This is a genomic window from Arthrobacter sp. YC-RL1, assembly GCF_001454985.1.
Classification (GTDB): Bacteria; Actinomycetota; Actinomycetes; order Actinomycetales; family Micrococcaceae; genus Glutamicibacter; species Glutamicibacter soli.
The window spans coordinates 1047191-1060058 of record NZ_CP013297.1; the positions used below are offsets into that span (position 1 = coordinate 1047191).

At 67.5% G+C, this 12868-nt stretch carries 11 protein-coding genes and 1 riboswitch; of the genes, 9 read left to right on the top strand and 2 right to left on the bottom strand.

What is annotated here, in order from left to right; all coding sequences use genetic code 11:
• Positions 1–40: 40 nt before the first annotated feature.
• From ATC04_RS04860 to mnhG, 6 genes are read left to right on the top strand one after another with little or no spacing between them, the layout of a single operon-like run.
• Positions 41–3016, top strand: coding sequence for a Na+/H+ antiporter subunit A (locus ATC04_RS04860; RefSeq protein ID WP_047119887.1), 2976 nt, complete (start codon positions 41–43; stop codon positions 3014–3016).
• The gene (locus ATC04_RS04865) at positions 3013–3462 is read left to right on the top strand and encodes a Na(+)/H(+) antiporter subunit C (RefSeq protein ID WP_047119886.1); all 450 of its coding nucleotides are present in this window, start codon (positions 3013–3015) and stop codon (positions 3460–3462) included. Before ATC04_RS04860 ends, ATC04_RS04865 begins: the two co-directional genes overlap by 4 nt.
• The gene (locus ATC04_RS04870; RefSeq protein ID WP_047119885.1) at positions 3459–5060 is read left to right on the top strand and encodes a Na+/H+ antiporter subunit D; all 1602 of its coding nucleotides are present in this window, start codon (positions 3459–3461) and stop codon (positions 5058–5060) included. Before ATC04_RS04865 ends, ATC04_RS04870 begins: the two co-directional genes overlap by 4 nt.
• A gap of 13 nt (positions 5061–5073) precedes the next feature.
• On the top strand, positions 5074–5706 hold the full coding sequence (locus ATC04_RS04875) for a Na+/H+ antiporter subunit E (protein WP_082123963.1): 633 nt from the start codon (positions 5074–5076) through the stop codon (positions 5704–5706).
• The gene (locus ATC04_RS04880) at positions 5703–5969 is read left to right on the top strand and encodes a monovalent cation/H+ antiporter complex subunit F (RefSeq protein ID WP_047119884.1); all 267 of its coding nucleotides are present in this window, start codon (positions 5703–5705) and stop codon (positions 5967–5969) included. Before ATC04_RS04875 ends, ATC04_RS04880 begins: the two co-directional genes overlap by 4 nt.
• Positions 5969–6376, top strand: coding sequence for a monovalent cation/H(+) antiporter subunit G (gene mnhG, locus ATC04_RS04885; protein ID WP_047119883.1), 408 nt, complete (start codon positions 5969–5971; stop codon positions 6374–6376). Before ATC04_RS04880 ends, mnhG begins: the two co-directional genes overlap by 1 nt.
• A gap of 65 nt (positions 6377–6441) precedes the next feature.
• Here the strand turns inward: mnhG and ATC04_RS04890 are convergent, their stop codons facing one another.
• A complete protein-coding gene (locus tag ATC04_RS04890) occupies positions 6442–6693 on the bottom strand; it encodes a DUF4235 domain-containing protein (RefSeq protein WP_047119882.1) in 252 nt (83 codons plus the stop codon).
• A gap of 74 nt (positions 6694–6767) precedes the next feature.
• Positions 6768–6886: riboswitch (TPP riboswitch) on the top strand.
• 64 nt (positions 6887–6950) lie between these two features.
• Between ATC04_RS04890 and ATC04_RS04895 the strand changes: the two genes are divergently transcribed.
• Together ATC04_RS04895 and ATC04_RS04900 are read left to right on the top strand one after the other, a co-directional pair.
• Complete coding sequence (locus ATC04_RS04895) at positions 6951–7571, top strand: ECF transporter S component (protein WP_047119881.1); 621 nt, start codon at positions 6951–6953, stop codon at positions 7569–7571.
• Complete coding sequence (locus tag ATC04_RS04900; RefSeq protein ID WP_047119880.1) at positions 7568–9892, top strand: ATP-binding cassette domain-containing protein; 2325 nt, start codon at positions 7568–7570, stop codon at positions 9890–9892. The genes ATC04_RS04895 and ATC04_RS04900 overlap by 4 nt, the downstream gene beginning before the upstream one ends.
• A 6-nt stretch (positions 9893–9898) precedes the next feature.
• Here the strand turns inward: ATC04_RS04900 and ATC04_RS04905 are convergent, their stop codons facing one another.
• Complete coding sequence (locus ATC04_RS04905; RefSeq protein ID WP_047119879.1) at positions 9899–10774, bottom strand: aminodeoxychorismate lyase; 876 nt, start codon at positions 10772–10774, stop codon at positions 9899–9901.
• A gap of 213 nt (positions 10775–10987) precedes the next feature.
• On the opposite strand from ATC04_RS04905, the gene cls reads away from it, so the two are divergent.
• Positions 10988–12463 (top strand): cardiolipin synthase, encoded by a 1476-nt coding sequence (gene cls / locus ATC04_RS04910; protein ID WP_113607508.1) that lies wholly within the window; start codon positions 10988–10990, stop codon positions 12461–12463.
• The last annotated feature ends 405 nt before the right edge of the window (positions 12464–12868 follow it).

Below are 12868 nucleotides of genomic sequence, written 5' to 3' on the forward strand. Positions count from 1 at the left end.
CGTCGAACTCTGCCCCATTTCCAGTCGACAGAGGAGACGCGTGCTCATCATTCTCAGTGCACTGTTTGCCACAGCACTGCTGTGCCCACTGCTTTTCCGGGTGCTGAAGCGCAACGCGTTCTACGTCGTCGCGACGGTTCCTGCCGCGGGATTCATCTGGCTGCTCACCAAGCTGCCCGCCGTGCTGGCCTCCGACCAGTCGCTGGCCTCCGGGGCCCCGAACGCCCCGCCCTCGATCCGCATCGACTGGATCCCCGGGCTGAACATCGGGCTGAACTTCCGCATGGACACCCTGTCCGCCACGATCCTGCTGCTGATCCTGGGCGTCGGCGCGCTGGTGCTGTTCTACTGCGCGCGCTACTTCAAGAACGACGACCCGCAGATCGGCGGCTTCGCAGCCAAGATGGTCGCGTTCGCCGGCGCCATGACCGGTTTGGTGACCGCAGATGACGTGATCATCATGTTCATCTTCTGGGAAATCACCAGCGTGCTGTCCTACCTGCTGATCGGCTTCAGCCAGGCCCTGATCACCGCGCGCCGCTCGGCCATGAACGCGCTGATCATTACGACCTTCGGCGGCCTGGTGATGCTCGCCGGCATCCTGATGCTGGGCACCCAGACCGGCAGCTACCAGCTCTCCGAGATCATCGCAGCCTCCGGCGAACTGGTCGCGCTGGGAACCTACACCGACGTGGCAGTGGCGCTGATCATCGTCGGCGCGCTGTCCAAGTCCGCACTGGTGCCCTTCCACTTCTGGCTTCCCGGGGCGATGGCGGCGCCCACCCCGGTCTCCGCCTACCTGCACGCCGCCGCGATGGTCAAGGCAGGCGTCTACCTGATCGCCCGACTGGCTCCCGGATTCGCCGAAACCGGCCTGTGGGTGCCGATGACCGTCGGCATCGGCCTGCTCACCATGCTGATCGGCGGGTTCCGCGCGCTGAAGCAGTACGACCTGAAGCTGATCCTGGCTTTCGGCACCGTCTCCCAGCTGGGTTTCATCATCGCCGTCTTCGGCCTGGGCACCCCGGACGCCGCCTTCGCGGCGCTGGCGCTGACCCTGGCCCACGGCCTGTTCAAGGCCACCTTGTTCCTGTCGGTGGGCATCATCGACCACAACACCGGTACCCGCGACATCCGCAAGCTCACCGGGCTGCGCCATGCGATGCCGATCCTGACCACCGCGGCCGGCATCGCCGCGGCCTCCATGGCGGGGCTGCCGCTGCTGCTCGGCTTCGTGGCCAAGGAAGCTGTCTACGAATCGGCGCTGCACCTGGACACCGGGTGGGGCCCGTCCGCGCTGATCGGCATGGTGCTGGGCGCAGCGCTGACCATGGCCTACTCCTTGCGCTTCTTCTTCGGCGCGTTCGGCGTGAAGAAGTACAAGGTCGACCCGCTGGTCTGCAAGCCGCCGACGCTGATCTTCCTGACCCCGCTGCTGGTGCTGAGCACCCTGACCCTGGTGTTCGGGCTGTTCCCGTACCCGGTGGAGCTGCTCTCCAAGCACTGGTCCGCGCTGCAGGGCGGGGCCCCGGACATGCACCTGGCGGCCTTCGCCGGGTTCAACGCGGCCCTGGGCTTGAGCGCGATCTCGGTGGGGCTTGGCCTGTTCTTCTACTGGATCCGCCGGCGCACCGATACCGGCGCGCCGCTGCGCCGCATGGTCACCTCCGCCGAGGAGCTGTACCGCATGTCGGTGAACGTGCTGGACATGGCGGCCATCTGGATCACCGGCCGTACCCAGCGCGGTTCGCTGTCCTTCTACCTGGGCGTGATCCTGTCAGTGGTGCTGGTCCTGCCGCTGGGCATCGCGCTGGCGGTGGAAACCCCGTGGCCGACCAATTGGGTCATTGCCGACCATCCGGCGCAGCTGATCATCGGGGCGATCATCATCGCCGGCTGCGTGATCGCGATCGCCGCGCCCAAGCGCTTCATGGCGGTGCTGATGGTCTCGGTGACCGGCTACGGCATGGTCGCGATCTTCGCCCTGCAGGGCGCCCCGGACCTGGCGCTGACCCAGCTGCTGGTGGAAACCATCGTGCTGGTCTCTTTCGTGCTGGCGCTGCGCGCGCTGCCCAAGCGCCTGTGGGTTGGGCTGACCCGCATCAAGTGGGGCCGCGCGATCCTGGCGATCGCGCTGTCGATCATGGTCGTGTACATCGCGATCGCGATGATGGCAGCCCGCGGGCAGGCGCCGATCTCCCTGGAATGGCCGGAACTTGCCTATTACGAGGGCTTCGGCAAAAACGTCGTGAACGTGGCCCTGGTGGACATGCGCGTATGGGACACCTTCGGGGAAATCACCGTGCTGGCCGCTGCGGCCACCGGCGTGGCCTCGCTGATCTTCGCCGGCCGCGGCTTCGGCCGAAGGGTGCGCGCCCACCAGGTGGCCCCGGGCAGCATCGACTCCGGCTCCGAGGCCATGGGCTCCCAGGCGGAGAAGGAGGTCGAGCTGCGCATCGCCCGGCGCTTCGCCGCCAGCTCCAACCAGGACTGGCTGATGGCCGGCAACACCCTGGTGGCCGAACGCCGCTCGATCATCTTCGAAGTGGTCACCCGCCTGATGTTCCACTCGGTGCTGATCATGTCCGTGTACACGCTGCTGGCCGGGCACAACACCCCCGGCGGCGGGTTCGCCGGCGGCCTGATCGCCGGCCTGGCGCTGACCATCCGCTACCTGGCCGGCGGGCGCATCGAGCTGTCCGAGTCCATGCGCATCGCTCCGGGCATGCTGATCGGCGGCGGCATCGCGCTGGCGGGGCTGTCCGGGATCATGCCGCTGTTCGCGGGGGACGAGATCTTCACGACCTACGCGTGGGAGTTCTGGCTTCCGGTCTTCGGCGAGCACAAGTTCGTGACCTCCACGATCTTCGACATCGGCGTGTACCTGGTGGTGCTCGGCCTGGTGCAGGACGTGCTGCGCTCGCTGGGCAGCGAGATCGACCTGCTCTCCGAGGGCCGCAGCCCCATCGAACAGCATGACCCAATCCAAGCGTCGCAGACGGGAGTCGGCCGATGAGCGTGAACATCACTTTCCTGGTCATCACCGGGGTGCTGCTGGCCACCGGGTTCTACCTGGTGCTCGAACGCACCCTGACCCGCGTGCTGCTGGGCATCATGCTGCTGGGCAACGGGGTGAACCTGCTGATCCTGACGGCCGGCGGGCGCAAGGGCGCGGCGCCGCTGTTCAAGCCCGACCTGCCCGCCGATCAGTACTCCGACCCGCTGCCGCAGGCGCTGATCCTGACCGCGATCGTGATCACCTTCGCGGTGACCGCGTTCCTGCTCGCGATGATCTACCGCTCCTGGACGCTGACCAGCGCCGACGTGCTGGCCGACGACACCGAAGACATCAAGGTGTCGCAGTCCACCGCCTATGACGAAGAGGAAGATTCGCCGGTGGCCGAGGACACGACCGAGTTCGTTGACGAAGAAGGCCGACCGATTCGCGAGGGGGAAGAGTGAATTTCCTGGATCTTGCTCCGCTGGCGGTGGTACTGCCGATCTTCGGCGCCGGCGCCGCCTTCCTGGTCCGCCGCCGCATCAAGCTGCAGCGCCTGATCACCATCGGCATCCTGTGCGTGACCCTGCTCCTGGAAGCCGGCATGCTGGCCGCCGTGTGGGGCGGGGAGAGCTACGCGGTGCATATCGGCGGCTGGCAGTCGCCGTGGGGCATCTCGCTGATGGTCGACGGCTTCAGCGCCTTCATGCTGCTGATCTCCACCCTGGTGTCGCTGGCGGTGCTGTTCTACGCGACCAGCCAGGGCCTGGCCGACGGGGACGAACCCGGGCCGGTGTCGGTGTTCCACCCGGCCTACCTGATCCTGCTGGCCGGCGTGTCCAACGCGTTCCTGGCAGCTGACCTGTTCAACCTGTATGTCGGCTTCGAGATCCTGCTGACCGCCAGCTACGTGCTGCTGACCCTGGGCGCCACTGCCGAGCGCATCCGCGCGGGCACCACCTATGTGGTGGTCTCCGTGGTCTCCTCGGTGATCTTCCTGATGGGCATCGCGATGACCTACGCGGCGACCGGCACCGTGAACATGGCGGACCTGGCAGTGAAGCTGCCGCAGCTTGACCAGGGACCGCAGCTGATCCTGCATGTGCTGCTGCTGATCGCCTTCGGCATCAAGGCGGCGGTCTTCCCGCTGTCGCTGTGGCTTCCGGACTCCTATCCGACGGCCCCGGCCCCGGTGACCGCGGTGTTCGCCGGCCTGCTGACCAAGGTGGGGGTGTACGCGATCGTGCGCACCGAGACGCTGCTGTTCCCGGGAGGCGCGGTGAACGCCGGGCTGCTGGTGGTCGCGGCGCTGACCATGGTCATCGGTATCCTCGGCGCGATCGCGCAGACCGACTTCAAGCGTATGCTGTCCTTCACGCTGACCAGCCACATCGGCTACCTGATCTTCGGCGTGGCCGTGGGCGGCGAGCTGGCCATCGCGGCGACCATCTACTACGTCGGCCACCACATCATCGTGCAGACCTCGCTGTTCATGGTGGCGGGGCTGATCGAGCGCCGCGCCGGCAGCGCGAACGTGACCCGGCTGGGATCGCTGGCCAAGCTGTCCCCGGCGCTGTCGCTGCTGTTCTTCATCCCGGCCATCAACTTGGGCGGCATCCCGCCGTTCTCCGGCTTCCTGGGCAAGTTCGGGCTGCTGCATGCGGCCGCGCAGGATGCAGACGCGTTGACCTGGGTGGTCATCGCCGCCGGCCTGCTGACCAGCCTGCTGACCCTGCTGGCGATCATCCGCGTGTGGGCCCGCATGTTCTGGCGCCGCGCGGCGGACGCCGAGATCCCCAACCCGGACCTGGTGGACGAGGCGGCGAAGGTCGCGGACCAGACCGCCGCCGGCGGCGCCCAGGCGCCGCACCTGGGCCTGAAGCTGGCCCGCGAACTCGAATCCGAGGCGCTGCCCTGGGGCATGCGCTACGCCACCGGCTCGCTGGTGGTGGCGGGCATCGCGCTGACGGTGTTCGCCGGGCCGATCTTCGAGTTCTGCCAGCGAGTGGCGGCGCAGCTGATCGCCCACGAACCGTACATCAACGCCATCCTGAGTTACTGAGCGGAGGGACAACATGCCGAACAAGAACCTGGCCCCGCGCGACCAGCGCATCGACGACGCGCTGGACACCGCCGGCGTCCGCCACCGCGCCACGCTCAAGCAGGAGTGGCCGCTGCTGCTCCTGCTGGTTTTCGTCTGGGGAGCGCTCTGGCAGGACTTCTCCCCGGGCAACCTGATCTTTGGCGCCGTCATCGCGCTGGTCATCGTGAACCTGTTCCCGCTGCCGCCGGTGGTGCTCTCCGGGCGGCTGAACCTCTGGTACTGCGTCAAGCTGTTCGGATGGTTCCTGGGCCAGGTCGTCGCCGCCAGCGTCCACGTCGCCTGGCTGGCGGTGGTGCGCGGGAAGAAGACGCGCAGCTCGGTGATCGCGGTGCCGCTGCGCACCGACTCGGACCTGATCGTGATGACCGTGGGCCATGTGCTGACGCTGATTCCCGGGTCCTTCGTGCTCGACGTGGACCGCAGCTCCTCGACCCTGTATCTGCACTACATCGACGTCGACTCGGCCCAGGAGGTCGCGAAGGCGCGGGAGAACATCCGCGACATCGAACGCCGCCTGATCATGGCCATCGGCAGCCAGGACGAGTACGAAGCCATCAAGAACGAATGCAGCCCCCGCGTGAGAAGGACAAAGGAGAAGCCATGATCGAAGTTGTCGTCTGGATCTGCGGCAGCCTGCTCGGGCTGGGCGCCATCGCCTGCCTGGTCCGTGTGGCGAAAGGCCCCTCAATCCTCGACCGGGTGCTGGCCCTGGATGTCATGCTGCTGATCATCTCCGCGGCCCTGTGCCTGGAGATGGCGTTGAACAGGCACACCGACTACGTGCTGTTCGTGGTCGCCGCCTGCACCATCGGGTTCATCGGCTCGGTGACCGTCTCGCGCTATGTCTCGGATCAGAGGAACGCGTAATGGACCTTTTCCTCGACATCCTCGTCGCCGTGCTGCTGATTCTGGGCTGCCTGATGTCCCTGATTGCCGGCATCGGCCTGCTGACCTTTCCCGACATGCTCACCCGCATGCATGCGGCCACCAAACCCCAGGTGCTGGGCTTCCTGCTGATCTTCGCCGGACTGGCCATCCACCTGCGCAGCTGGACCGTCATCCCGGTCCTCGTCCTTGCCTGGGCGATGCAGCTGCTGACCGCCCCGGTGTCTGCGCACATGATCGGCCGCGCCGGCTACCGCACCAAGCACGCGGCCAAGGAGACCCTGTACTCCGACGAGCTGCGCCAGGTCGTGGAGAAGGTGACCTCCGCCCCGCACACCGGGACCGTGCCGGAAATTGATCCGCAGGAGACCGGGCCGGACGCGAAATAACTTCAACCAACAGCAGCGGGCCATTCCCTGAGCAGGCAATGCCCCGCTGCTGTTGCGCTGGAGTGCTACTTGGTGAACTTGGCGATGGCCTTGGTGGTGCCGCGATCAGCCAGCACTTGGATGACCGCTGCGACCACGGCGGAGAACACGGCGAAGCCCAGCGCCTGGCGCATGGAAGCCTCGGCGGCTTCCTCGCTGCCCTTGCGCGGGGCGGTGTTGCCGGTGAAACCCTTCCAGACCTGATCGACCAGCTTGCTGCCGAGGAAGCCCGCACCCAGGGAAATGCCGGTTGCGATGAGCTTTTGTACTGCGTTCATGTGGACCTCACGTTCAACGTTGTGACTTATCGTTCCGTTGCCAGCTTACCTGCGGTATGGTGGGTGGGCAGTAATTATTCCGACAGGGGAGCGTCAAGCCGTTCGCGGCGAAAGGCGCTGAGAGTGCGATAGATCGCAGACCCTCGAACCTGCTCCGGTTAGTACCGGCGAAGGAAGTCGAGCATCTCGGATGCGGACCGGCGCTGGACAGCGCCCCGATTCCGTTCATCCCCCCTCCTGATCAAGGAGGACACCTCATGAGCACAACCCGCACGACGCAGCGCAGCACCTGGCGCGTAGTCGATATCGTCATCGCCTCGGTCATCGCCGTCGCTTCCGGCGTGGTCTTCTGGGCCTGGTCCGCGAGCTACGGCCTGTTCTCGCTGGCCTTCACCGCCTTCCCACCCGGCACTGCCCTGCTTACCGGCCTGTGGCTGTTCCCGGCGGTGCTCGGCGCGCTGATCATCCGCAAGCCCGGCGCCGCACTGTTCTGCGAGGTGCTGGCCGCCGTGGTCGAGGCGCTGCTGGGCACGCACTGGGGCATGCCGGTGCTGATTTCCGGCCTGGTCCAGGGCCTGGGCGCCGAGCTGGTGTTCGCGCTGTTCCGCTACCGTCGCTGGAACCTGCCGGTGGCGTTGCTTGCAGGCCTGGGCTCGGGCCTGTTTGCCGGCCTCAGCGAAGCCTACGTCGTGGGCAGCGTGGCCGAATACACCGAGTTCATGAAGCTGTTCCACGTGGGAGCCACCGCCGTGTCTGGCCTGGTCGTCGCCGGCCTGCTGTCCTGGTGGATTACCCGGGCGCTGGCCCGCACCGGCGCGCTGAGCAACCTCGCCAGCCGCCGCGCGCACCTGGAACCGGCGCTTGCGGTGCGCAAATGAGCGCCGCCGCCAACGGGCGTACGGCCCCGCTGACCCGGCAGGGTGTGGAGATCAGCGCGCGCGGCTTCACCTGGCAGCATGCCGAGCGCGACCGCCCGGCCATCGCCGGACTTGACGTGCAGATCCCTGCAGGTCAGAAGGTGCTCCTGCTGGGCCCCTCGGGGGCCGGCAAATCCACCTTCCTGCATGCGCTGGCCGGCGTGCTCGAAGTCGACCAGGACGCCGGTCCCACCGGCGAGCTGCTGGTCGGCGGGCAGGACGCGTTCGCGCGCAGCTTCCCGGTGGGCCTGATGCAGCAGGATCCGGAAACCCAGGTGGTGCAGAGCCGGGTGGGTGACGACGTCGCCTTCGGCGCCGAGAACCTGGGCATCGACCCGCAGGAGATCCGCGAGCGGATCCCGCAGGCGCTTGACGCCGTGGGGCTCGGCGCACTGGGCTACGAACATCGCACGCAGGAACTGTCCGGCGGGCAGAAGCAGCGCCTGGCCCTGGCCGGGATCCTGGCCATGCGCCCCGGGCTGATGCTGCTTGACGAGCCGACCGCGAATATCGACCCGGGCAGCATCCCGCCGTTGCGCGATGCAGTGATCGGCGCCGTGGAGTCCACCGGGGCGACGCTGATCGTGGTGGAGCACCGGCTGGAGGCGTGGGCCCGGCAGGTGGATCGGGTGCTGGTGCTGGCCCCCGGCGGGGGGATCGCCCACGACCTGCACCCCGAGGCGCTGGCCGGGGACGCGGCGGTGCGCGCCGAATTGGCGCAGGCAGGGGTCTGGATTCCGGGCTATGTTCCGCAGACCTCGCCGGCGCCGAGGGCCGGCGGCGCCCCGATGCTGCACGCCGAGGAGCTGGTTTGCGCGCGGGGCGAGCATGCTGTGCGCACCGCCCCGGCCAGCTTCGAGGTCACCGGCGGCAGGGCCCTGGTGATCCGCGGGGAGAACGGGGCAGGGAAGTCCACGCTGGCACTGACCCTGGGCGGGCTGCTGCAACCTGTGTCAGGCCAGTTCGCCGCCAGCCCCCAGCTGGCCGACGGGTTGCCGCCCTCGCCGTTCAGCTGGAAGGCCGGAGCGCTGGTCGCCCGCATCGGCTCGGTGTTCCAGGAACCCGAGCACCAGTTCGTCACCCAGTCCGTGCGCGAGGAGCTGGCTTTCGCGCCGCTGCGCGCCAGGCACGGCGCGGCCGAGGAGCAGAAGTACGATCCGCGGCAGGTCGAGGCCCGGGTGCAGGAGTTGCTGGAGCGGCTTGGCCTGCAGGACTTGGCCGAAGCCAACCCGTTCACGCTTTCCGGAGGGGAGAAGCGCCGGTTGTCGGTGGCCACAGTGCTGGCCGCCTCGCCGGACGTGGTGATCCTTGACGAGCCGACCTTCGGGCAGGACGCGAACACCTGGCGCGAGCTGGCGCAACTGCTCATCGAGGAACTCGCCGAATCCACCGCGATCATCGCGGTGACCCATGACGAGCATTTCGCCGCGGCGCTGGGGGCCGACGAGCTGGTGCTGGCGCCGGCCGAGGTGGCCGCCGCGAGGACCTCGTCGGGGCCGATGCTGGACGCCCCAGTGGGGGACAGCTGGCTGGCGAAGATCAATCCGCTGGCCAAGTTCGGCGCGATCGCCGGGGCCACCTTGCCGCTGATCAGCACGGTGGACTGGGTTTCGGCGGCGGTGGTCATCGCGGCCACGCTGCTGATGCTGCCGCTGGCGGGGCTGGGCATCGGCGGGTTCTTCCGCCGCGGCTGGCCGCTGCTGGCGGCCGGCGTCATGGCGGCCTGGGGCATCGCCCTGGTGGGCCAGGATTCGGGACGGGTGCTGCTGGATCTGGGGATCTTCGACATCACCGAGGGCTCGGTGGCCGGAGGCGTCGCCACGGGGCTGCGCGCATTGGCCATGGCGGTGCCGATGGTGCTGCTGCTGTCCACCACGAACCCCAGCGACCTGGGCGGCGCGCTGTCCCAGCAGCTGAAGGTGCCGCACCGTTTTGTGCTCGGTGCCTTGGCGGGCATGCGCCTGCTGGGCTTGATGGTGGAGGAATTCACCACGCTGACCCTGGCGCGGCGGGCCCGCGGCATCGGCAACCTGGGCACCGTGCGCCAGCGCGTGGGTGCGAAGCTCGGCCAGCTACTGGCGCTGCTGGTGCAGGCGATCCGCCGGGCCGGGCGCCTGGCCACCACCATGGAGGCCAAGGGCTTCGGCACCGGGCAGCGCACCTGGATCCGCACCGCCACCTTCACCCGGCGCGACGGTGCGGTGCTGGCCGCCGGCGTCCTGCTGGGCGCCGCGGCCATCGCGGCCGCCATCTGGGCCGGGACCTACAACCTGATCTGGTAGCCGGGGCTAGCGGATCGAATCGGCCAGGGCGGACAGCTGTTCGTGCAGCTCGGCGTCCATCCGGATCGGCTTGGCATCCAGGGTGCGCACCGGGGTGAGCAGGCGGACCGAGGACACCAGCCACACGCCGTCGGCCTGGTACAGGTCCTCCGGGCGCAGCGGGCCGTAGCCCAGCTCCCAGCCGTCCTGCTGCGCGGCGTCGAAGATGGCGCTCTGGGTGGTGCCGGGCAGGATACCGGTTTCCAGCATCGGGGTCAGCAGGCGGCGGGTTTCTCCGTCGCGTTGGGCCAGCAGCACGGTGGCGGTGGGTGCTTCGAGCACCACGCCGTCGGCGGAGGTGAAGATGACCTCGTGGGCGCCGTGCTTGCGGGCGTAGCGCAGCGCCGCCATGTTCACCGCGTAGGACAGGGTCTTGGCGCCCATCAGCAGCCACGGTGCGCGTTCGGCGAGCTTCGAATCGTAGCCGCGGTCCAGGAAGAGCACATCCACGCCGGTTTCCCGCTGCTCCATGCCCACGCGCGGGGCGGGGGTGACGGTCACCCAGCACACGGCCGGGTCCTGGTCCAGTTCGCCGCGCATGGCCACCAGCTTGACTACTGCTTCCTCGGCGCCGCCGGTGGCGTCGAAGTCGGCGACAGCGGTGTCGACCGCTGCACGCCAGCTGCGCTCGTCCGGGACCGGCAGGTCGGAGGCCTCGGCGGAGACCGCCAGGCGAGCCAAGTGTGCCTCGATCTTGCGGACTGCCTGCTGGGTGTACAGCATCGACTCGAAGACCCCGTCGCCGCGGTTCACGCCCTGCAAGGTGACCGGGAGCTGGGGCGCGTTGATGTCGGCAAGGCGTCCGGCGGGATAGGCCGGATCGAGGAATACAAGAGAACTCATTCTCCAAGGTTATCGAATTTCCCGCCAAGTCCGCGCGCGAAGCCCCTGCGCAGGCTCTTCGTGGACTGCATTCCTAGAAGAGGCAGGGGATTCGATAGGCTAGGCAAAGATGTTTTTCCCGCTTCTCTAACTGCGGGATGCGGCGCACACGCCGCAGACGCCCACGGGCGCTGACGTGAGGGGGGTGCCGCGATGTGGCCGAGTAACGAAGTGATGCTGCAGATCGGCGGCGTCGTGTGGAGCATCCTTGTCGCGGCCGAACTGGTGGTGCGCTACTTCATGATCGGCATCGTCCCCGGAAACCGGCGTCCCACCACGGCCATGGCCTGGCTGCTGGCCATCTTCTTCCTCCCGGTGGTCGGCCTGGTCGCCTACTGGCTGTTCGCCAACCCGAGGCTCTCGCGCCGCCGGCTGGAGAAGCAGAAGCGGGCGCACGACGAGATCATGCGCGGCACGGCCCACATGCAGCTGCCCGAGGAATTCCACTCCACGGAGGAATGGGTCGAATCGGCGGTCATCCTCAACCGCAACCTCGGCGCCATGCCGCTGGAAGGCGGGAACACCGTGCAGGTGCTCTCCGACTACCGCGGCTCGCTGGAAGCCATGCGCGAGGAGATCGACAAGGCCAAGCGCTACGTGCACATCCAGTTCTACATCATGGGCGACGACCCGGACTACGTGGATCCGGTGCTGGATTCCCTGGAAGCGGCCGTGCAGCGCGGGGTCAATGTGCGCCTGCTCTTCGACCATCTGGGCACGCTGCGCGTGAAAGGCTACCGCAACTTCAAGAAGCGCCTGAAAAGCTCCGGCATCATCTGGCGCCCGATGCTGCCCATCGACCTGATCGGCCGCCGCTGGCGCCGCCCGGACCTGCGCAACCACCGCAAGATCCTGGTGGTCGACGGCGAAGTCGCGTTCACCGGAAGCCAGAACCTCATCGAGCCCGGCTACAAGCGCGAATCCGCGCACAAGGTGGGGCGCGAATGGGTGGAGATGATGCTCCGCGTGGAAGGCCCGCTGGTGCGCAGCCTGGATGTCACCTTCGCCACCGACTGGTGGCAGGAGGATGACGGCCAAGAGGTGCTGATGGACATCACCGAGGCCAGGCACCCGCTGCCCTACGACGACCGGCCCGGCAGCACGCTGGCCCAGCTGCTGCCCAGCGGCCCCGGTTTCGGCGGGGAGAACAACCTGCGCCTGTTCAACACCCTAATCTATTCCGCCTCCGAACGGCTGATGATCACCAGCCCCTACTTCGTGCCGGACGACTCGTTGCTCTACGCCATCACCACCGCCGCCCAACGCGGGGTGGAAGTGCACCTGTTCGTCTGCGAGGAGGGGGACCAGTTCCTGGTGCACCACGCGCAGCAGTCCTACTACCAGCAGCTGCTGGAAGCCGGGGTGCGGATCCACCGCTACCCGGCGCCGATGGTGCTGCACACCAAGTGCTTCACCGTGGACAACGAGGTCGCGGTGGTCGGATCCTCCAACATGGACATGCGCTCGTTCAGCCTGAACATGGAAATCTCGGTCATGCTGCTTGGGCAAGAAATGGTCGATGCAGTGAACAAGGTGCAGAACGACTACCTGGAGATCTCCTCGGAGATCACTCTGGCCCAGTGGCGACGCCGTCCGCGCATGCAGCGCTGGATCGACAACGTGGCACGTCTGACCGCCACGCTGCAATAGCAATGGCTCCGGCGCACCATGCCTGGGCGCTCTGGATGCTGGATGTCTTTTCCTTGATTCCCTCGCCCGCCTTTCGTGCACCCATTGGCCGGGCTCACCATAGGAGCCTCCCGCGATGACCGCGGGAGGCTCCAGCGCGATTGGTGATGAGCTGCAAACACGCTTGATCGGCTCTGGGATGGGATTGGCCATCGCATGGGTTTCGAGATGGCCCGATGCGCGCCGGCCCTCAAGCAGGCTGCCAGAAATTACCGCTGGCCATATCCATGCAGCAAGCCAGATGTGACTGTCATGGACGGCATCGCGGACGCCAAAGCATTGGCGAGCCACCTTGGCTTACTGCGTCGGTGCTCTGTGCGCGAAGCAGGATTTCGGGGTTGACAACCGTATGGGCGGTAGCACCGG